Source organism: Paracoccaceae bacterium Fryx2, from assembly GCA_032334235.1.
Classification (GTDB): Bacteria; Pseudomonadota; Alphaproteobacteria; order Rhodobacterales; family Rhodobacteraceae; genus JAVSGI01.
In genome coordinates this window covers 1-20,443 of sequence record JAVSGI010000008.1, presented here as the reverse complement: position 1 = coordinate 20,443, position 20,443 = coordinate 1, and the positions used below count along the sequence as shown (strand labels likewise).

Annotated in this window: 19 protein-coding genes and 1 pseudogene; 10 read left to right on the top strand and 10 right to left on the bottom strand. The window is 62.1% G+C overall.

The window, feature by feature from the left end:
- Position 1 precedes the first annotated feature (1 nt).
- From RNZ50_26090 to RNZ50_26065, 6 genes are all read left to right on the top strand, one after another.
- Positions 2-850 carry a SapC family protein gene (locus tag RNZ50_26090; protein MDT8858434.1) on the top strand — a complete coding sequence of 283 codons (849 nt, stop codon included), beginning with the start codon at positions 2-4 and terminating at the stop codon, positions 848-850.
- Between the two features lie 149 nt (positions 851-999).
- Positions 1,000-2,145 carry a TolC family protein gene (locus tag RNZ50_26085; GenBank protein ID MDT8858433.1) on the top strand — a complete coding sequence of 382 codons (1,146 nt, stop codon included), beginning with the start codon at positions 1,000-1,002 and terminating at the stop codon, positions 2,143-2,145.
- Complete coding sequence (locus tag RNZ50_26080) at positions 2,142-4,286, top strand: type I secretion system permease/ATPase (protein MDT8858432.1); 2,145 nt, start codon at positions 2,142-2,144, stop codon at positions 4,284-4,286. Before RNZ50_26085 ends, RNZ50_26080 begins: the two co-directional genes overlap by 4 nt.
- Entirely contained in the window at positions 4,283-5,593 is a 1,311-nt protein-coding gene (locus RNZ50_26075) for an HlyD family type I secretion periplasmic adaptor subunit (protein MDT8858431.1), read from the top strand. The genes RNZ50_26080 and RNZ50_26075 overlap by 4 nt, the downstream gene beginning before the upstream one ends.
- Before the next feature lie 78 nt (positions 5,594-5,671).
- Positions 5,672-6,742 carry a TIGR03032 family protein gene (locus RNZ50_26070; protein ID MDT8858430.1) on the top strand — a complete coding sequence of 357 codons (1,071 nt, stop codon included), beginning with the start codon at positions 5,672-5,674 and terminating at the stop codon, positions 6,740-6,742.
- 1 nt (position 6,743) lies between these two features.
- Positions 6,744-8,960, top strand: a complete 2,217-nt coding sequence (locus RNZ50_26065; GenBank protein MDT8858429.1) for a tetratricopeptide repeat protein — start codon at positions 6,744-6,746, stop codon at positions 8,958-8,960.
- A 92-nt stretch (positions 8,961-9,052) separates the two neighbouring features.
- On the opposite strand, the pseudogene RNZ50_26060 reads toward RNZ50_26065, so the two are convergent.
- The 8 genes and pseudogenes from RNZ50_26060 to RNZ50_26025 all read right to left on the bottom strand — a co-directional run bounded on the left by RNZ50_26060 (position 9,053) and on the right by RNZ50_26025 (position 16,032).
- Positions 9,053-9,145 (bottom strand): annotated as a pseudogene (locus tag RNZ50_26060) (transposase).
- Positions 9,146-9,374: 229 nt separating this feature from the next.
- Positions 9,375-9,536, bottom strand: a complete 162-nt coding sequence (locus RNZ50_26055; protein ID MDT8858428.1) for a hypothetical protein — start codon at positions 9,534-9,536, stop codon at positions 9,375-9,377.
- A 55-nt stretch (positions 9,537-9,591) separates the two neighbouring features.
- The gene (gene istB, locus RNZ50_26050; protein MDT8858427.1) at positions 9,592-10,407 is read right to left on the bottom strand and encodes an IS21-like element helper ATPase IstB; all 816 of its coding nucleotides are present in this window, start codon (positions 10,405-10,407) and stop codon (positions 9,592-9,594) included.
- Positions 10,404-11,912: an IS21 family transposase gene (gene istA, locus RNZ50_26045; GenBank protein MDT8858426.1), complete on the bottom strand. Its 1,509-nt coding sequence runs from the start codon at positions 11,910-11,912 to the stop codon at positions 10,404-10,406. Before istA (RNZ50_26045) ends, istB (RNZ50_26050) begins: the two co-directional genes overlap by 4 nt.
- Before the next feature lie 71 nt (positions 11,913-11,983).
- Positions 11,984-12,298 (bottom strand): hypothetical protein, encoded by a 315-nt coding sequence (locus tag RNZ50_26040; protein MDT8858425.1) that lies wholly within the window; start codon positions 12,296-12,298, stop codon positions 11,984-11,986.
- A gap of 521 nt (positions 12,299-12,819) precedes the next feature.
- Positions 12,820-13,584 carry an IS21-like element helper ATPase IstB gene (gene istB / locus RNZ50_26035; protein MDT8858424.1) on the bottom strand — a complete coding sequence of 255 codons (765 nt, stop codon included), beginning with the start codon at positions 13,582-13,584 and terminating at the stop codon, positions 12,820-12,822.
- Positions 13,581-15,029 (bottom strand): IS21 family transposase, encoded by a 1,449-nt coding sequence (istA, locus tag RNZ50_26030; protein MDT8858423.1) that lies wholly within the window; start codon positions 15,027-15,029, stop codon positions 13,581-13,583. Before istA (RNZ50_26030) ends, istB (RNZ50_26035) begins: the two co-directional genes overlap by 4 nt.
- A 136-nt stretch (positions 15,030-15,165) precedes the next feature.
- On the bottom strand, positions 15,166-16,032 hold the full coding sequence (locus RNZ50_26025; protein MDT8858422.1) for a phage tail protein: 867 nt from the start codon (positions 16,030-16,032) through the stop codon (positions 15,166-15,168).
- Between the two features lie 350 nt (positions 16,033-16,382).
- Between RNZ50_26025 and istA (RNZ50_26020) the strand changes: the two genes are divergently transcribed.
- Both istA (RNZ50_26020) and istB (RNZ50_26015) read left to right on the top strand, forming a co-directional pair.
- Positions 16,383-17,921, top strand: a complete 1,539-nt coding sequence (gene istA, locus RNZ50_26020; protein ID MDT8858421.1) for an IS21 family transposase — start codon at positions 16,383-16,385, stop codon at positions 17,919-17,921.
- A 12-nt stretch (positions 17,922-17,933) separates the two neighbouring features.
- Positions 17,934-18,695, top strand: a complete 762-nt coding sequence (gene istB / locus RNZ50_26015) for an IS21-like element helper ATPase IstB (protein MDT8858420.1) — start codon at positions 17,934-17,936, stop codon at positions 18,693-18,695.
- An 88-nt stretch (positions 18,696-18,783) separates the two neighbouring features.
- Here istB (RNZ50_26015) and RNZ50_26010 read toward each other — a convergent pair whose 3' ends face one another.
- Positions 18,784-19,269 (bottom strand): hypothetical protein, encoded by a 486-nt coding sequence (locus RNZ50_26010; protein ID MDT8858419.1) that lies wholly within the window; start codon positions 19,267-19,269, stop codon positions 18,784-18,786.
- A 29-nt stretch (positions 19,270-19,298) separates the two neighbouring features.
- Positions 19,299-19,706 (bottom strand): hypothetical protein, encoded by a 408-nt coding sequence (locus RNZ50_26005; protein MDT8858418.1) that lies wholly within the window; start codon positions 19,704-19,706, stop codon positions 19,299-19,301.
- Positions 19,707-19,808: 102 nt separating this feature from the next.
- On the opposite strand from RNZ50_26005, the gene RNZ50_26000 reads away from it, so the two are divergent.
- Positions 19,809-20,036 (top strand): AbrB/MazE/SpoVT family DNA-binding domain-containing protein, encoded by a 228-nt coding sequence (locus RNZ50_26000; protein ID MDT8858417.1) that lies wholly within the window; start codon positions 19,809-19,811, stop codon positions 20,034-20,036.
- Positions 20,026-20,424 carry a PIN domain-containing protein gene (locus RNZ50_25995; GenBank protein MDT8858416.1) on the top strand — a complete coding sequence of 133 codons (399 nt, stop codon included), beginning with the start codon at positions 20,026-20,028 and terminating at the stop codon, positions 20,422-20,424. Before RNZ50_26000 ends, RNZ50_25995 begins: the two co-directional genes overlap by 11 nt.
- The last annotated feature ends 19 nt before the right edge of the window (positions 20,425-20,443 follow it).

Below are 20,443 nucleotides of genomic sequence, written 5' to 3'. Positions count from 1 at the left end.
GGTGGTAGACGTGTACGTGATGATAGACGAGGCAAAAGCCGCCCAGCCCGTCAGCTGGGTCCGTCACGGCGCTTGGTCGTGGCAAATGCCAGACGGCTACGCTTTTGCGCTCGACTGGCGCAGCGTAGCAGTGACACATATCGAGGTGGTTTCTGCCGCCTCGTGCTTTGTGTTGGTTTTTGTCCCCGGACCGGCCGGCATCAAGCCACATGTGCTGTTGCGCCGTGGGTCGCAGGGCCGATCGGCTTTTATCGGGCAAGATGGCCAGTGGCAGGCCGCCTGGCTGCCCCCACGTCTGGCCGCCTGGCCCTTCGATCTGGTCGAGGTGCCCGGAGGCGGCCATGCGCTCGCGCTAAATGAACAAAGCGGTCTCGTCTCGAAGGGATCGGGACAGCACCGGATGTTCACACAAAGCGATGGCTCCCCGCCCATCCTCGCGCCGCAGACAGCCCAAACAGCGGCCCTACTCAAGGGGCACGCTGAAGCGCTGCCTGCGACCGTCCGTGCCGCCAAATCTTTGCGCGATCTGGGCCTGTTGGCCGCACTCGACGGGGACGGGTGCATGTTGGTGGTCGACGCGAGCGTGGCCGCCACACTTGACGAGGCTGCCGTCGTGACGCTGCACCGGTCCGGAGCGCTGGGGCTGCTGCATGCGGGGCTCGTTTCGCTTGCGCATCTGGGCTGGATGGCGAAGGCCGAGCGGCTCCTGAGTTCGGCCCCACTGCCACAACCGCTCACTTCTTTTAACCGCAAACACCGTAAGGCCGGTGCGGGCTTTTTGTCAGCGCTTGCCACGGACGCGTCCGGCGATGAACCGCTGATCCAGTTTCCGGGACTGACCAGACAATGACACGGATCCTCCCCGCAGCAGCACTGATCATGACAGCGCTGCTAAGCGCCTGCGCAACCCCGCCGGACCTAACTCCGCTTGAGACGGCTGTTATCACCCGTGAAGCCAGGCTTCCTGCATCTCTTGCAGGTAGTGATTTCGGGCGGGCGGTGGCACAAGCCGTCACAACCAGCCCGACGCTCGGGCGGGGGCAAGCGGCGCTGCGCGAAGCCGAAGCAGGTCTCCTCGCCGAAAGCGGGGCCTTTTTGCCGCAGATCTCAGTCGGTCTGCGCCCGCACAATAGCGGCGACTTCGGCGTGGCCTCCTTCGGTGCGATCTCGCAGCTTCTTTATGATGGGGGCGCCAGCGAGGCGCGCCAGACGGCAGCCAAGGCGCGGGTGCTGGGGGGTCTGGCCGGACGGTTGGACGCTGGATCGCGCGCGGCCCTTTCCGCGGTCGAGGCCTGGGCCCGGTTGGCAACTGCTCGGGCGCTGATGAGGGCATCGGAGGCATCATTGGCCTCTCTGGAGGCAACCACAGCCCAGATCGAGGACAGGTCAGCGGGTGGTCTGGGATCGAGCGCAGAAACGCTGACGGCACAGAGCCGTCTTGCAAATGACCGTGCTGCCGTGGTCGCGGCCCGCTCTGAGGTGATCCGTGCCGAGGCTATCTTTGAGGAAGTTTTCGGGCGCGCGCCCTTGGCGCAGCTCAGCCTGCCGCCGCAGGCACCCCGTGCGCCGGACGGTGGGGCTGCGGAGAGCCCGACGCTGCGCCGGGCAGAAGCCGAGGTCCTGGCGGCACAAGCCGAGCATGCGGCGGCACTGGCCGGGCGGGTGCCGACCGTGTCTGTCTCTGTCTCGGCGATCCCCGGATCTCGGGCGGTGGCGGGGCTCGCTTCGGAACAACTCCTGTCCCCCTCACGTGGTCGGACTGCCCGGGTCGCGGCCGCTGAGGCGCGCATCGACGCCCGGCGGGTTGATTTGGACGCCATCCGCCGTGAACTTGACAGTCGGTTGCGGATCCTGTCCGCTGAATTGGGGGTCATGCCTGACCGCCTGTCCGCAGCCCGCGCCGCGACCGAGGCGAACCGCGCCAACCTTGAGCTCGCCCGGGATCAGTTCCAGGCTGGACGCCGCAGTCTGATCGAACTTCTTGATGCAGAACGTGAGGCATTGGCCTCGGAACGCCAGCAGATTCTGGTGGAACATGATCAAGCCGTGCTGGGCTATGCGGTGCTGGCCGCCACGGGCGACATTCTGGACGTGTTCGGTGTGACCTTGCCCGCTGCGCCTTACTCTGGAGGAGCGCGCGAATGAGTGGGCTTGATGTCGCATCGGCTGCGCCGACCCAAGGGGTGGCCACTGTGCTGGAGCGCTGCGTTCAGCATGTCGCAGCGCATCACGGACGTCCCATGACCCTCGGGGCGCTGCATGACGTTCTGGCAGGCCATGATCATAGCGGAGTTGTGGCCGGCCTGCGCGGGGTGATTGCCGCCGCCGAACAGGCCGGGTTACAAGCCGCTTTCGGTCACCACCCGCTCGGCGAGATCGATGCGGGCCTGATGCCGGCAATCTTGCTGACCAAGTCCGGTGGTGCTGTCGTCTTGCACCGCCGCGACGACAAGGGTGCCGCGGTTCATGACCCGCGCTCAGGAGACGGCCTGATCGAGATGTCGGTCGTGGACCTGTCTGCCGACCTGACGGGTCATGTCCTGATCCTGAAGCCCGAATACCGTCACGCCAGCGATGAGCGCGATGCGGGCGTGCGGGGCCATTGGTTTCGGGACGCGATTGCCATGAACCGTTGGGCCTATATTCAGGTGGGCTTCGCCGCGATGATGATCAACAGCCTGGCACTGGTTACCTCGCTTTTCACCATGGTGGTCTATGACCGGATCCTACCCTCCGCAGCCACAGAGTCGCTGTTTGCGCTGACGATAGGTGTCGGAGTTGCCCTGGCGTTTGATCTGATCCTGAAGACGCTGCGCGCAGGCTTTATCGACCATGCGGGCAAGCGCGCCGATCTCGACATGGGCCAGCGCGTGTTCGACCACATTATCGAGACCGAGATGGGTGCGCGCAAAGGCTCGGTGGGCGCTGTATCGGCCACCATGCGTGAGTTTGAGAGCCTGCGAGACTTCTTCACCTCCGCAACGATGGTTGCCTTGGTGGATCTGCCTTTTGTGGTGATTTTCATTGGCGCAATATTCCTGCTCGGCGGGCCGCTTGCCGTAGTGCCCGCGATCGCAGTGCCCGTGGTCTTGCTGATCGGCGTGGCGGTTCAGCCCATGCTGGGCCGTCTCGCGGATCGGGTACTGGCAGAGGGTCAAATGAAGCAGACCGTCCTTGTGGAGACGTTGACCGGGATCGAGGCTATCAAGGCCGCTGGTGCGGGACGTCAGATGCGCGCCCGCTGGGCCGAAGCGATCGGGCGCCAGTCGGTCTATGCGGTCAAGAGCCGGGCAGTCACGCAAGGCGCAATCAATGCCACAGGCCTCATCCAACAAGGCGCGCAGATCCTCATCGTGGTCTACGGCGCACTGCTGGTCGTATCGGGCCAGATCACCTCGGGTGTGCTGATTGCTGCGGTGATCTTGACGGGCCGTGCATTGGCCCCGCTGGCGCTGATCGCACAAACGCTGACCCGTCTGCATCAGGCACGCAGCTCCTACCGCAGTCTGGAAGCCCTGATGCAGGCTCCGGGCGAACATCCTGCGGGACGGCAGTTCCTGTCGCGCCCCCGGCTCTCAGGCGAGGTACGCTTTGATGGGGTCAACTTTACCTACCCCGACCAGCAGAGCGCAGCGGTTGACGGGGTCAGTTTTGACATCGCACCGGGTGAACGCGTTGCAATCATGGGGCCGATCGGGTCAGGCAAGAGCACCATCGCGCGGCTCTTGCTCGGGCTCTACCGCCCGACCGAGGGGGCCGTGCTGGCCGACGGGATCGACATTCGCCAGATCGATCCGACGGACCTGAGGCGCAATATCGGCGCGGTGCTTCAGGAGCCCTGGCTTTTGTCCGGTTCGCTGCGCGAGAACATCGCATTTGGTGCGGCGCGCCCGCGCGATGAGGATATATTGGAAGCAGCCCGCCTGGCCGGGGTTGAGGAGTTCGCGGCGCGTCATCCCGAAGGCTACGACATGCGCATTGGCGAGCGGGGTCAGGGCCTGTCGGGTGGCCAGCGGCAAGCCGTGGTGCTGGCGCGCGCCCTGATGGGGGACCCACCGATCCTGCTGCTAGACGAACCAACGGCTTCCATGGATATCCAGAGTGAAGCGGCGCTGATTGCGCGATTGAAGGGCGTTCTCGACGGCCGGACCCTGATCGTGATCACGCACCGGACCAGCCTGTTGGAGCTGGTCGACAGGGTGATCGTGATTGATGGCGGCAAGGTGGTCGCCGATGGGCCAAAAAGTCTGCTCACCCGGCGTCAGGCTGCTAGGGCCGACGCATGAGCACGCCGCGGGACCTCGACCGACTGGTGCAGGAGATGAAAGGGCGCACGCCGCTCCGGGCCTCCGCTCTTTTGTTCACGATATTCGCCGTGATTGGGGCGGTGTTTCTGTGGGCCTGGTTGACCGAGATCGACGATGTCACCCGCGCGCCCGGCCGGATTGTTCCCGCAGGCGATGTCCAGCGGGTCCAGGCCGCAGAGGCAGGTGTGATCCGTGCTGTCTTTGTTGAAGAGGGCGCAATTGTTGAGGCGGGCGCACCGCTGGTTGAGCTAGACGGGTTGGCCCAGACCAGCCAGCTTGACCGGGAGGTCCAGCGCGCCATTGCGCTACAAACCCGGATCGAACGGCTTTCCGCCGAGATTGAAGGCCGCGCTCCGGTATTTGCAGCCGCGCTTGAGGCTGCGGCACCAGAGCTGGTAGTCAGTGAACGCGCTTTGCATGCCGGGCGCGCCGCTGCGCTTGCCTCTGAGATCAGCGTTCTGGATCGGCGGAGGGAACAGCGCAGGCAGGAACAGCTTGAAGCCCGCACCGAGATCAGAACGGCCACCCGGACCCGAGATATCCTTGCCGAGGAGCGGGCGATCATCGCGCCTCTGGTGGAACGCGGTGTGGAGCCGCAAACAACGCTTCTGACCCTGCGCCGTCAGGAGGAAGAGATTGGCGGGAGGATTGCCGGGGCCGAGGCGGCGCTGGCGCGCTTGGAGACAGCCCTGGCCGAGGTTGAAGACACTATAGCTGCCACCCGCAGTCAATTTGCAGCCGAGGCGCTGCGCGAACTGGCCGATGCCACTGGCGAGCTGGCCGCGTTACGCCCCTCATTGCCTGCTCTGGAAAGCATGGCCGCCCGTGCAGTCCTGCGCGCCCCGGTCGCAGGCATCGTCAACCGGCTCCATCGGCGCACGATCGGGGGCGCTGTGCGTGCAGGCGAAGAAGTGGCCGAGATCGTGCCGCTGAACGACACACTGCTGGTGGAGGCGTATGTTCTGCCCCAGGACATCGCCTTCCTGCGCCCCGACCAGCCGGTGCGGGTGAAGCTGACTGCCTATGATTTCACCCGCTACGGCGCGCTTGAGGGCCGGATCCTGCGTATCGGTGCCGATGCGGTGCGCCGCAGCGAACGCGATGAAGCGGAGGTCTTCGTGATCGTCGTGCGCACTGAAGGCGCGCTTTACGACGCAGACGGCGCTGCAGTCCGCATCATCCCTGGCATGATCGCTGAGATCGATATACTCGCCAAGCGCCGCCGGGTGATCGACTACCTGCTGCAACCTTTGGAGCGTGTGCGTGCCCGCGCCTTCCAAGAATGACTGGGCCCAAGAATGACTGGGCTCCAAGAATGACTGGGCCCGGCATTCCAGAACAAACCGTTTTTCGAAAGATGTACCATGACTGACCAGAAACAACCCTCACTCGCCTTCCACGGCTCCCGTCTGTTCACCTCCTGGCTGAAGAAGGCCAAGGTCAGCCTCGCCTTGACAACCTATCAGGCGGGCAAGCTTTTCTTGCTGGGGCTACAGCCGGACGGGCGGTTGTCCGTGTTCGAGCGCACCTTCGAGCGGCCGATGGGCCTCGGGGTCGGCCAGGGTCGCTTCTGGATGAGTTCGATCCACCAGCTTTGGCGGTTCGAAGACTTCCTGGACAAGGAGGAAACCCGCGACGGTTATGATGCGCTCTATGTCCCGGTTACCGGCCACACCACTGGCGATCTCGACATTCATGATATCCACGAGGATGCGGATGGCCAGCCGATCTTCGTAGCGACCCGCTTCAACTGTCTGGCTACCCTGGCCGAGCGCGGCAGCTTCCGCGAACTTTGGCGCCCGCCCTTCATCGACCGGCTGGCCGCTGAAGACCGGTGCCACCTGAACGGGCTTGCGATGAAGGATGGGCAGCCTGCCTATGTCACCTGCCTGTCACGGACCAATGTGTTCGAGGGTTGGCGCGAGAAGCGCCACGACGGCGGTGTCGTGCTGGAGGTCCCAACAGGTGAGGTCGTGGCCGAAGGTCTCTCGATGCCCCATTCCCCGCGATTTTATCGAGGCACTCTGTGGATGTTGCAGGCGGGAACCGGGGAGTTTGGCCGCATCGATCTGGATACCGGCCAGTTTGAGCCCCTGTGCTTCCTGCCGGGGTTCGCGCGGGGTCTCGCCTTTATCGGCGACCACGCGGTGATTGGCCTGTCGCGCCCGCGCGAGAACCGCACCTTCGAAGGGCTCAAACTCAATGAGCGGTTGGAGGCTGAGGGTGTGGGCGCCCAATGTGCGATTTGCGTGGTAAACCTGCGCACTGGAGATATCGAGCACCGGTTGGAGATCGGCGGGATCGTCGCGGAGATCTATGATGTCACTTTGCTGCCAGATGTGATCCGCCCGATGGCACTCGGGTTCCGCAATGAGGAAATCCGGTTCACGATCAAGCCAGAGGCGCTTCCCCAGTCGACCAATCCGATGAACTGAGATGTCCGGCGCCCCTACTCCCATCACACCGGAAGCCGCCGCCGCGTTCAACACCGCGAACGCGGCGTTCCGGGAGGGCCGTTTTGATGAGGCCCGGGAAGCGGCGGCGAAGGCGGCGCGGCTCGCCCCCGATCTGGCCATCGCGCATGTGCTGAAGGCGCGCGCCCTGCGCCGCCTTGGTGATGAGGCTGCGGCTAGGGCCGCCTATGATGCAGCCTTGGCCACCGATCCCACAAGTTTCGACGCGCTACTTGAAAGCGGCAATGTGCTGCGGGGGCTTGGAGAGCCAAATGAGGCCGCCGCCAGCTACGCTAGGGCGATGGAGGTGCGTCGTGGGGACGCAAGACCCGCGCTGGCGCTGGCCCGGCTCTGGGAGGAGCAGGCGGGTCAGGATGCCGCGGAACGGGCCGCCGTCGCATTCCAGCATGCGCTCGACCGCGCCGGGGCAGGAGCAGAGCCCGCCCCGGCGATGGCGGGTCTGTGCCGTGACATGGCCCGGTTTCGGCTGGACCGTGCGGATCTGCCCGGCGCTCTGGACGCCTTGCGTCAGGCGCGGCTTCTGGCGGGGTCTAGTGACATCACCGCTGTGATCGACCTTGATCTTGCTGAAGTTTTTCTGCGGCTGGGAATGACCATAAAGGCGCAGGCGCAGATGGAGCGGCTGTCCGGTTCAGACAATCCCGCGCTTCTGCGAGAGCTGGCGCAGCTCGCCTACCGGTTCAATTTCTGGGCCGAGGCGGTTGCGATCCTCGAGCGCTGGACCAAGCTGTTCCCTGATAACGCCCAGGCCCATCTCGATCTGGCCGATATACAGGTGAAGTCCTGGCTGCTGGAGGACGCTCTGGTCTCGCTTGGACGGGCCGAAGCCTCGGGTGCCGTACCTCATGCTGCCAGCGCGGCTCTGCGCGCCTCGATCGCCAACCGGCTTGGGGACGCGGATACGGCTCTCGCCCTGTATGAAGGCCTGGTGGCGAACGGACAGGACAGTTTCGCGCCGAACGCCGCGATGAGCCTGCTCTACGCCGATAGCGCCACCCCGCAAGAGGTGGCCCACCGTCACCGCGCCCTGTTCGCGGAATGGGGAAATGAGGCGCGGTCGCAGGAGAGCTTTCGGGCCGATCCAGACCCGAACCGCCCGCTTCGAATCGGCATGGTCAGTGGCGATCTGCACCATCAGCACCCGGTAAACATCTTCCTCCAACCGCTTCTGGCGCGATGGGACCACGCGGGCCAGCCACTGACTATCTACAACACCGGCTCCACGGTGGACGATCAGACCAGGCTTGCCCGTAGCCGCGTAGGTGCCTGGCGCGACGTGACCACAGCCCAGCTTGCCGCGGCGGTCGAGGCAGACCGGATCGACATTCTGATTGATCTGGCAGGCCATACCGCAGGCGGCACCATGCGCGCCTTTGCCCGGCGCATGGCGCCCCTCCAAGCCAGTTTCCTCGGCTATCCCGGCTCCACCGGCGTGCCGAACATCGACTGGCTGATCGGTGATCCGCTGGTGACGCCCCCCGAAGCTGATCATCTGTGCAGCGAACACGTGATGCGCCTTCCAAACACGGTGTTCTGCTTCGCGCCAGAGGTGGACTATCCCCTGCCGGATTTCGTGGGGCTGACACGTGGCCGCCCACTGACCTTTGGCTCCTTCAACAACACTCCAAAACTGACCCCGCGCACGATCCGCCTCTGGGCTGATGTGCTCAAAGCCGGGCCTGACTCCCAGCTCCTCCTGCGCGCGCCAAGCTTCAAGGATGCGGCTGCCGTCGCCCGGTTCCGCCGCCTCTTCAGCGAGGAGGGCATCGCGCCAGAGCGCCTGACCTTCCGTGGCCCTGTCGCGCTTGACGTGATGATGCAGGCCTATGGTGAGATCGACATCGCCCTCGATCCCTTCCCCTATTGCGGCGGCACTACCACGCTCCAGGCGCTCTGGATGGGGGTGCCAGTCCTGACTATGGAGGGCGGTCAGTTCGTCTCCCGCATGGGCGCAAGCTTCATGACCGCGGCGGGTCTGCCCGATTGGGTCGCCAAGGATGACACCGCCTATGTCGCCAAAGCGGTGGAGCTTGGCCAGGATAGGCCAGCGCTTCTTAACCTTAAACGCGGGCTGCGCGCCCGGCTACTGACCCGCCCGGGCTGGGACGCAGATCGTTATGCTGCGGATTTTGGTGCGGCGCTACGGGCGATGTGGCGTCAAACAACGGAGCGTCCATGAATCCATGAACGCGAGCCGACCCTCTGCAACGGATTGCTTGCGTGCATCTCCCTCTTTGTTATCGAAGCACACGACACGTGTCCCAGCGTAGGATAGGGGATCTGAACTGCCAAGGTCTTTTGCCTGCGGCACAGGGTAGAGAAGTTCGGTACGGGCCAGTTCAGCCCCGCTAACCGGAGCAGGCTGTTGGGTGGGACGAAGCGGATGGCGCTGTGCAGATGCTCGCCGTTATACCAGTGCTCCCCACCTGACATAAGATTCCCAAGGTCAGTTTGGTGGCAAGCCCACGCCGAGGGCCGTCTTTCTGAGCTGACGATATCAGCATAGATCCGGCACTATGACCGACCATAGACACAGACCCGAAGTAGAGATCCTTTGGATTACCCGCGAGGTTAAAGCCCGAGCCTGAGTGTTTCAGCGCTGCTCGACCATGCCACCGATCATCCGAGGATCGATTTCCGGCGCGTCCCATTTGCTGGCGACGGCCATCCACCGTTCGATCTCGGCCTGCAGCCCCGGCTCATCGGCGCAGAGGTGAAACTGTAGAACGTCAACCACCTTGTCAGCGCGCGACAACCATCTTGGCCGGGTTTCAGGCCGCTGAGGTTGGCGTGTCGTTCAATGTTTCTGGTTAGGTTTCTCCTTCGTTTTGGTTGTCGGTGATGGTTGTCGCTGGGGCTTCGGCCTGTGCCCTTTTGTTTGAGGCGGCGGCGCGCTGACGGAAGCTTTCGGCGTTCATCTCAAGAATGCTGGCGTGATGGACGAGGCGGTCGATGGCGGCGACAGTCATGGCTTTGTCGGGGAAGATCTGATCCCAGCCGCTGAACGGTTGGTTGGCCGCGATGGCGATGCTGCGATATTCATAGCGCCGAGCGATCAGTTCGAAGAGGACGCCGGTTTCAGCCTGATCCTTGTGGGCATAGGTGATGTCGTCGAGGATGATCAGGTCGAACTTGTCGAGTTTGGCCAAGGCCGCCTCGAGAACGAGGTCGCGTCGCGCGGCCTGAAGCCTCTGCACGAGATCGCTGGTCCGGGTGTAGAAGACGCGATGTCCTGCTTCGATCAAGGCATGACCAATAGCGCACAGGATGTGGGTCTTGCCGGTGCCTGAGTTGCCGATTGCGATCAGGTTGCCGCCGCCGTCCAGCCAATCGCCTGCCGCCAGGGCCTCGATGCGGGGGCGCGGCAAGGTTGGCAGGGCCTTGAAGTCGAAGGTTGCCAGTGTTTTGCCTGCCGGTAGTTGTGCCTCGTTCAGATGCCGCCTGATGCGGCGCATGTCCCGCTCGGCCAGTTCATATTCCGCCAGAACGGCAAGGAAACGGGCGGCTGGCCAGCCTTCGGTGTCGGCGCGGGTGGCAATCTCGGCCCAGAGTTTGTGGAAGCTGGGCAGCCGCAGCGCGGTCAGCATGCTGGGCAGCGTGTGGATGTCGATCTCGCGGGCGGTCATGCGCTTGCCCCCAAGAGAGCATCGAAGCTGTCCAGCGAGGGGTGAGCGACAGCAACGTCCCTTGGCAATGCTGTGGCCTTTGGAGCCAGCAGCAACACCAGGGCCTTGGGCTCCGGCACCCGACCTGCGTCGAGGTCTGCTGCCAGCAGATGCGCCAGTTCCGCCTCACAGGCTTGAACATGTGCAATGAACAGCAGATCGACCATCCGGCGGCAGGCGTCCCGCCTTGGCAGGTCCCGCTGCAATACCTTCCATGCCTCGGCGTATTCAGTCCGGGGGAACAGGCTGTCGCGGTAGATCGAACTCCACAGGGCTTGCGGTTTGCGCTTCAGGGCGTGGATGACATGGTGGTAGTTGATGACGTGGACGCGATGGCCATCGTTGCGTCCACGGGCCCGGGGATGGGTCACGACGAGGGTGCCGCCCAGAAACGCCTCAATGCGGTCATCGTAGAGGTGAACCCGCAAACGTTGCCCGATCAACTGCGATGGGGCGCTGTAGAAGATGCTCTTGATCAGGAACCCACCCGTCCGGGTGACCGGCGCCACAATCTCAGTGAAGTCTGTCGTCCGCCGTTGCGGCAAGGGCTTCAAATGCGTCCTTTCTGCCTGAACGGCAGCCACCCGTTGCTTGTTGCGCCTGGCAACCAGCATGTCGACAAAGCGCCGGTAGTCTTTGACGCATGCGAAGTCGCGGCTGCCGCGCAGGATCAACGCCTGATTGATTGCGGACTTGAGGTGCCGGTTCTGGGATTCCACCGCCCCGTTCTCGTGGGCCTCACCACGGTTGTTGCGGCTGGCATCCATGCCGTAATGACTGACGAAGGCATCATAGCGCTGCGTCATATCTTCGCGTTGATCGACAGTCAGATTACGGAAAGCGGCTGAGAGGCTGTCGGTGCGGTGGTTTTGCGGCACGCCGCCAAGCGACCAAAGGGCCTGCTGCAGGTTCTCGGCCAAGGCCGTGAAGCTTTCGCCGCCAAGAACCACGCCGACATGTTCCCAGCGGCTGTAGACCATGACGAAGTGATAAAGCAGGTGCGGGAACGGCTGCCCTGCGATCGTCACGCCCAGCTCGTCAGCATGGGTGAAGTCGGATTGGCCCATATATCCCGGCTCCGGCGTCTGGCGGAAGATGATGTCGCGCTCGGGGCCGCTCAGCGCCCGCCACTGGCGCACCCGCCGCTCCAGGGTGCGCCGAATACGATCATCGGGGAACGCCATTGGATGCGCGCTTTGAAGGTGGCGCAACAGGGTGACGGACTGCAACGCGCTGTCCTTCTCAAGCAGAGGAAGAAGATCGGTCTCCCAATAGTCTTCAAGGGGATCGGCCACCGTGCGCCCATGAATGATCTTACGATGCGAAGGCGGTGTCGGGTCGGCATCGAAGCGTCTGGCGGTCCGTTCGCTGAACCCGGCGCGGGCAGCCGCGGTGCGCTGACTGTGATTTTGGAGGTCGGTCATGTATACTCTCAATTGCTGGTCGGTGATGGGTTTGTAGGCCAATCCAGGTCCTCCGTTTGAAGGCAGAAGACCCCAGTTTACCAACCCGCAGCGACCTGCACCTATTCCCAAAATCAATCAGGCCGGTGGGGCTGCCCTCCAGACGGGCATGCCCGTCTTCCGTCCAGCCCCACCGGCCAAGGTGGTTGTCGGCACCGGCCAAGATGGTTGTCGCTCATCAGAAACGTGTAGAGGCGGTTAACAACATCTCGCATCAGGTCGCGCATTTCGTCATCGTTGATGTGCGAGACCTCGGTCCAGGGGATGCGGTTGCCGTCGGCATCCACAACGGTGACGTCGCTCCAGTCGCCGGTCCTGGTGATCGGCACCTTGCCTGCGTGGATGCTTGTCTTATGAAGATCCCAGCTTTTGTGCGAAACAAGAGCCACAGATCAGCATTCTAGAATGCTGATCTGTGGTGGTGGTGGTTGGATCGTAAGACGCTTGGTCTTTGAGGACCGTTCGAGAGTAAGATCAACCACCACCTTCGCCAAAGGCCTGAACGGATACAGAGCGGCGCAAAGCCCTCTAGGACAAGCATAGGATATGACGAAGATGACGGATGATACCATTGGTATAGACATTTCCAAAGCAACTTTAGACATTCACCGGCTGAGCGACGGGAAGATTATGTCGTTTAGCAATTGCCCCGCAGGATTTAGGGCACTTGCCAAGTTCTGCGCACAGACGGCTGTGATACGCGTTGTTTATGAAGCAACAGGCGCCTACCACAGCGGGTGTCAACGGCAGAGTAAAAGTGAGCCAAAGGGCAGCGCAAAATGTTGCCACTTTGGGGTTGGGATAATCAGCGTATAGACGAGCGCCAGCATCCGGGCGGCTGCGCTTGTCATATAGCTGGCGGTTGCCCGGATGCTTTGGCCCGTCAGGGCCAATCTGTGCTGATTGTGATTCAGGTTTTGGGCGTTGCCTGACGCGCCTTACTTTGTCCAAGGCGGTAGCTTTCGCCATTCATCTCCAGGATGTTGACGTGGTGGGTCAGTCGGTCGAGTAGTGCGCCGGTCAGGCGTTCTGACCCAAAGGTTTCGGTCCATTCGTCGAATGGCAGGTTGCTTGTGATCAGCGTGGAGCCGCGCTCGTAGCGTTGGGAGATCAACTCAAACAGAAGCTCGGCCCCTGTTTTGCTCAGCGGAACAAAGCCCAGCTCGTCAATGATCAGCAGCTTGTAACCAACCATCTGTTTTTGAAGCCGCAGGAGCCTGCGTTCGTCTCTGGCCTCCATCAGTTCATGAACAAGCGCTGCGGCGGTGACAAAACCGACAGACAGGCCTTTCTGGCATGCCGACAACCCGAGGCCGAGAGCAATGTGGGTTTTGCCGGTGCCTGAAGGGCCGAGTGCGATGACATTCTCGCGCCGGTCAATCCATTCGCAACGCGCCAACTCCAAGACCTGCATCTTGTTCAAGGCCGGGATCGCCTTGAAGTCGAAGCTGTCTAGGCTTTTGACGGCCGGGAACTTGGCAGCCTTGATGCGCCGTTCGATCATCCGCCGCTCACGGTCGATCATTTCCAATTCAACCAAGCGGGCGAGGAACTGGACATGATCCTGCCCCTCTGTGGCGCACTGGCGGGCCAGTTTGCCATATTCTCGAAGCACCGTTGGCAGCCGTAGTGATTTGAGCCGGTGATCCAGTAAGATTTGAGGGGCTTGTGTCATGCAGCCTTGCCCCGCTGCATCAGGGACATGTAGCTGGCCGCTGACGTCGTGCCCACATTAGCCTTTGGCAGATAAGGATAGACATCCAGATCCAATTTGGGCGGCCGCTTCTCGATCTGGCACAACACGAGGTGTTTGACAGCATCAAAGCCAATCGCGCCGAGACGCAGCGCATTCTTAACGGCGACCTGCAGATCTGTCATCTCGAACGTTTCCAAGAGCCGCAAGACCTGCACATACTCACGCCGGCCAGCCTTGATCATCCGCGCCTCCATCAGGCGGCGCAGGGTCGCAAATTCCTCTGGCAGATCCCATTTAGCCAAAGGGGCCGCCTGATCTAGAGCACCAATCTTGTGCTCTAGAAGAGGCAAGTAGTGAACTGGGTCAAAGACCATATCCTCCCGGTCCCAGCATCTGGGGTGGCGGGCGATCACATTGCCAGCACAGCCAATGACAACCTGATTGACATAGCCGCGCACCCAGACATCACGGTGCCCGTAAGCGACAGGAACCGAGTAATCGTTGGTTTTGTAGCGCACTAAGGATTGCGAGTTCACCTGGCCGGTGGCCTGATCGCAGGCGTCAAACGGGCACGCTGGCAGATCCATCATGGCATCAAGGTCACGGGCCAGACGTTGCCCAATGCTCTCGCTGTGACCGCGCAAGACATCCGCCTGACGCTTGCGGCATTGCTCTTCAAGCCAAAGGTTGAAGGCTTCCCAAGTCGCAAAATGTGGGATGGGCACCATGAAGTTGCGGCGGGCATACCCGACCAGCCCCTCAACGGCGCCTTTATCGTTGCCTTTTCCGGGACGACCATACCGATCCTGAATGAAGTAATGCGACAGGAACCCGCTAAACAGCTTGGTCCGCTTGCGCGAACCGTCCGGCAGGATCTTCGCAACAAGGCATCGGTCATTGTCATAAACAACCGACTGCGGAACCCTACCGAAGAACGCAAAAGCATGGACGTGACCGTCAACCCAAGCTTCAGACACCGCCGCAGGATATGCACGCACAAAGCAGGCGTCACTGTGGGGGAGATCAAGTGCGAAGAAATACGCCTTCTGCTCAACACCGCCGATCACAACCATTGCTTCGCCAAAATCAGCTTGGGCGTGGCCGGGGGAATGCGCCAGCGGCACAAACATCTCCCGACTGCGGCGCATATGTTCCCGGACATAGTTCTTGACCGTCGAATAGCCGCCCCGAAATCCATGTTCGTCGCGCAACCGTTCAAAAACGCGCTTGGCGGTGTGGCGCTGCTTCCGGTTCCGGCTGAGATCGTCCTGCAGCCATTGATCAATGAAGCCGGTGAAGCCGTCCAACTTCGGCCGTTTGATCCGCGCCGTTCGCTGATAACCGGGCGGTACCGAAAATATCATCATCTTCTTCACGCTTGCACGCGATATCCCGAAATGGCCCGCTGCCATCCGTTCGCTCATACCGCCCCGACGCGCGAGGCGGACCTTCAAATATAAATCCACAACTAAAATCTCCCACCCTCCCTGAAACCAGTAAGGGCCAAAGTGGCAACATTTTACGTTGCCCGCAGCGAGATTATCACGCCACTTCCGTGGCTCACTTTTGCACTGCCGTTCTCAGATCCTCTGTAACCGTGGGCGGCCCCGGCGCTGGAATATCAAAAGCATTCGGCAACGCCGTGCGCGGGGCGGCCGCATATATCTGTGCCTCGCTTGCAGACCAGTCGTACACCAGCGGCGAGGTTTCGCGCAGAACCAGTTCTGGCAGCAGCAGTGCCGCATTACCCGAGGCCGCAAGATCAAGGCTGACGCCCTGCACCTCAAACGGTTTGGCAGCAAAGCCCCAACGGGCGTAGGACAGTGTCACCACATCACCGACTGTGGCCGCCCAAGCGGACAGCTTGCCCGACAGTCGCACCGTCATTTGGCGCCGCGCGCGTTCCAGCTCGATCTTGGCCAGCCGCTGCGCCATTGCAGCCGAGATTGTGAAGGGCAGCGAGATGTCGCGCCATTTCTGCTCGCCGCCGTCCTCCGCCAGATATGCCGCGCTGGCATAGGCCGGAAAGTCATCGGGCTGCCAATCGTTCTCTGGGGAAACGAACTGTCCGCGCACCCCGTTGAAGTTTGATGACATCGTCACGCGCGTGGCCAAGGTCAGACCAGCCTCGCGAACATGATCTGCAGTCAGCGCCACGGACGGTGCGCGCCACGCTCCTGCATGAATGCGCCAAGACCCGCCCGAGAAAGCGCAACGCCCGGCAAAGGATGTCAGCAACCCCTCGATGATGGTTTTGGGAACCTCAGAAAGCGTGATGACCCCGTTGCAGGCATAGCGCAGCTCCGTCCCACCCCCTGCGAGTGCCACCGGCTCGTCGCAGATATTGGCCGCCTCAATGAGGGCCATCTCATCAATGCCGTCCGGCTGCCCAACCCGCGCCCCGATGCCCCAGGTGGTGTTTGCCATATAATCGGCCAAGCAAAGAGCGGGGTTTTAGGAATAAACGGACGCTTGGGTGCGCGGATCCCAGATGTCATTCTTGCCCTCCAGACCCACCGTGATGTTTGGAATGCCGCCCGGGTAGGCGTCTTGGTCATACGTCAGCCGCAGATGGATGGCAGCGCAGCCCCGCAAGCGGTTGTTCTCGGTCCATTTGTCGGGCAATGCTGCGTGTTTCGCTTGATGGTGGGCATCGATTTCACGGGATCATGGGCAGTCATTTCGCGTGAAGCTGGGCACTGATTTCGCGGGATCGCGGGCAGGTCTGGTCGGCAAATTGAGGATAGTTGCGCCTTCAGGAATGAAGGGGTGGCTTGATGCCGACAGGACGATTGAACATGCGCCGGATACGAGATGTTTTGCGATTGAAGCTTGGGCAAGGCCTGAGCGAGCGGTCCATTGCCGCTTCCCTCGGTCTGAGCAAGGGGAGCGTCGGAAGCTACACCCAACGGGCGCGTCATGCCGGGCTCACGTGGCCCTTGCCGGAGGGGATCGATGACGACAGCCTTGAACTTCTTTTGTTTCCAGCCCCGCCCACGGTGCCGGACGCGGAGCGGCTTGTGCCCGACTGGGCGGAGATTGACCGCGAGTTGCGCCGCCCTGGGGTGACGCGGATGCTGCTCTGGGAAGAATACCGTGCCGCGCACCCCGGGGGTTTTGCCTATACTTGGTTTTGCACGCATTACGAGGCTTGGAAGGGTCGGGTGCGCCCGACGATGCGCCAGACACATGTGGGCGGCGAGAAGGTGTTCGTTGACTTTGCCGGCGACACCATCGACGTGATCGACCCCACGACCGGCGAAGCGCGGGCCATGAAGCTGTTCGTGGCGGCAATGGGGGCATCGAATCACACCTATGCCGAGGCGGTGGCATCGGAGGGGTTGGAAGATTGGATCCTCGCGCATATCCGGATGTTCGCCTTTCTGGGCGGCGTGCCAAAGGCGGTGGTTCCGGACAATCTGAAGTCCGCCGTGATCAAGGCAGACCGGTTTGATCCGGGGCTGAACCGGACCTATGCCGAGATGGCGGCGCATTATGGCACCGCCGTTCTGCCCGCCCGGCCGCGCAAACCCCGGGACAAGGCGAAGGTGGAAGTGGCTGTCCAAGTGGCACAACGCTGGATTCTGGCGCGGCTGCGGAACCACCGGTTCTTCTCATTGGCCGAGTTGAACGTGGCGATCCGGCGGCTGCTGGACGAGTTGAACATGCGCGTGATGCGCGGCTATGGCGCCAGCCGCGCCGATCTGTTTGCCACTTTGGATCGGCCCAATCTTCAGCCCCTACCGCCCGAACCTTATGTCTTCGCCCGCTGGAAGCGCGCCCGCGTGGCACCCGACTATCACGTTGAGGTCGACAGCTCATGGTATTCCGTGCCCTTCGCGCTGATCAAACAAGAGGTCGATGTTCGCACAAGCGGCCAGACGGTCGAGATATTCCATCGTGGTCAGAGGGTTGCGAGCCACGTGCGCACCCCGGGGCGGCGCAGCCATGTCACCGTGGCCGACCATATGCCATCGGCCCATCGTCGCTTTGCCGAATGGACCCCGGCCAGAATGCTGGCGCAGGCAACCAAGACCGGCCCCGCCGTCGCCGCCTTTTGCGAGATGGTGATGGCTGACCGCCCCCATCCTGAACAGGGGTTCCGCACCTGCCTGGGTGTGCTGGCCTTGGTCAAAACCTATGGGCCGGAGCGCGTTGATGCGGCCTGCCAGCGGGGTGTGACCATCCGGGCCCGCACCGTCACCTCCATTCGTTCGATCCTCAAGACCGGCCTCGATCGCGCCTTCCTGGAAGGCTCCGAAGAGGTCGCCCCCCTCCAGCACGCCAACATTCGTGGCGGCAGCTATTACCATTGAGAAAGGACTAAAATGCTGACCCATCCCACCCACGACCGACTGTTGGCGCTCGGCCTGACCGGCATTGCATCGGCGCTCGAAGAACAACGCAGGTCAACCGCCTTCGACGCCCTCTCGTTCGAAGAGCGTCTCGGCCTGCTGGTCGACCGCGAGGCTGCAGAGCGCGACACCAAGAAACTGGCCTCCCGGCTCAAGTTTGCGGCTCTGCGCCAAGATGCCAGCGTCGAGGATCTGGACCTGCGCAGCCCACGTGGTCTTGACCGCAGTGTCATGGCGCATCTTGCCGATGGCGGCTGGATCGCCCGGCACGAGAACCTGCTGATAACCGGGCCGACCGGTTTGGGCAAAAGCTGGATCGCCTGCGCCCTTGGCCACAAGGCGTGCCGGGATGGGCGGCCCGTCCTCTATCAACGTGCGCCGCGCATGTTCGAGGCCCTTGCTCTGGCCCGTGGCGATGGCCGCCATGAACGCATCCTCAAAACCATCGCCCGCATGGATGTGCTGATCATTGACGATTGGGGCCTCGCCGTCCTCACCGCCCCGGAGCGCCGTGACCTGCTGGAAATCCTCGAAGACCGCCACGGCCGCGCTTCCACCATCGTCACAAGCCAACTCCCCGTTGACCAGTGGCACGAAGCCATCGGCGACCCAACGCTCGCAGATGCCATCCTCGACCGCCTCGTTCACAACGCACACCGCCTCACCCTCTCAGGTGAAAGCCTGCGCAGGCGCTCCGCCGTCACAAAAAAGCTTGACCAAATCGTTCAAGCCTGACTCCATGAAAGCGTCGGCCAGCCTGCCCACGATCCCGTGAAATGACTGCCCAGAATGGCGCGAAACGCGTGCCCACGATCGCGCGAAATCAGCGCCCATTCTCCGCGAAATCCGCAGGCAATGCTGCTTTCAGCGCGGTGAAGGCAGTCTGGGTGGCACCGCCCAGCTTCTTCTCAATGCTTACTTTGCCCGCCCAGCGACCTTGCGCAGCACCGGCTGCGTTCAGCGCGACCTCGCCTTCAAAATAAACAGCGCCGATGGAGTTCACCCGGTGCGTGGCCAGCACTATTACCAAATCAAGGACTGCGTTGTCTGACCCCGAGGAGTTCAGAAACACGATAACCCCGCCCTTGCGGGTGCGGCCGTACACCAAATCGCGCGGCACCACGGGTTCGCGGATGGTCACCGTGCGGTTTTGCAGCGTCGTCTGCGGCTTTGGCATCAAAGCCTGTGCTGCATAAGACAACAGAAGCGTGCCGCCGATCCGGATCAGGGCCGCGCCAATGCCGCCTGCTGCCAATACCCCGCTGATCGCCCCCGCAACGGCGACGACGGCTGAGACGATGAAGGGCATGGGGGTTGTCCAATATCAGGTTGGTGGTTTCAGATGGTCCAGGCAAGTCGGCAGGAAGTAAGCGGCACGGTCATGAGCCCTTCGGGTGCCATGCCGGCCGCCGTAGCGCCGACGCAAATTCCAAAACCAAGGCCTGTGTCGGCCAGCACAATGTCGCCTCGCTGGGCCAGCAGCGGCGTCTCGCGCGGCGCACCGAGCAGTGCGAGCCCCATGTCTTCCAGCGAGCCCCAGCCAAGACGACGCATGACGCGCGCACCGCCAAGCGCAGTGCTGTAGCGTCCGCGCCAGAGGGCCGCCACATCCTCACCGCCGACCAGGGTCATGCGGGTCTCAAAAGCGAAGGTTACGCAGTCATGGAGGCTCCAGACGAAGGGACGTACCCGTGCTGCGTCGATCGCTTCTGCGAGGTGGCGTTCCCAATTTTCGATGTGAGACATTCGTGGTTGATCCTCGTGTCGCGTAAGCAGTTAGACTTGTTTCTTTGGTGTGCTTGATATACACGAATAAATGTATATCCAACTCATGACAGGGAGACCGGAATGCAAGTCGCAAAATGGGGAAACTCGCTCGCCGTTCGTTTGCCTGCCGATCTTGTACGCAAGCTTGGGTTAAAAGAAGGCGATGACATAGATTTGCATCCCGATGAGGCTGGGCTTGTGGTTGCACGTCACCCCCGCCCCGAAGAGGTTTTATCTTCTCTGCGCCAGTTCCGCGGGCGACTGCCTGCGGCTGCGCGCCTAAGCAGAGATGCCGCGCATGAGCGCTGATTTTTTCGACACAAATGTCATTCTCTATCTGCTCGATGATGGCCCAAAAGCAGAAACTGCCGAACGCCTTCTGGGCCAGCGGGGTACCATCAGCGTTCAGGTGCTCAATGAGGCGCTGGTAAATTGTCGCCGCAAAGCGGGGATGTCATGGCAGGAAGCCGGGCTGTTTCTTGGCGGCATTCGCAAGTTATGCACGGTGTGCGATCTGACGGTTGAGACTCATGACGTCGGACGTGCTTTGGGCGAGCGCTATGGATTTTCTGTTTACGATGCAATGATTGTTGCCGCGGCGCTCAGAGAAGGGTGCACAACACTCTACTCGGAAGACATGCATGACGGCTTGCTTGTCGAAGATCAGCTTCGCATTGTGAACCCTTTCAAGGCATGAATGATCTGTTGCTTTGTCA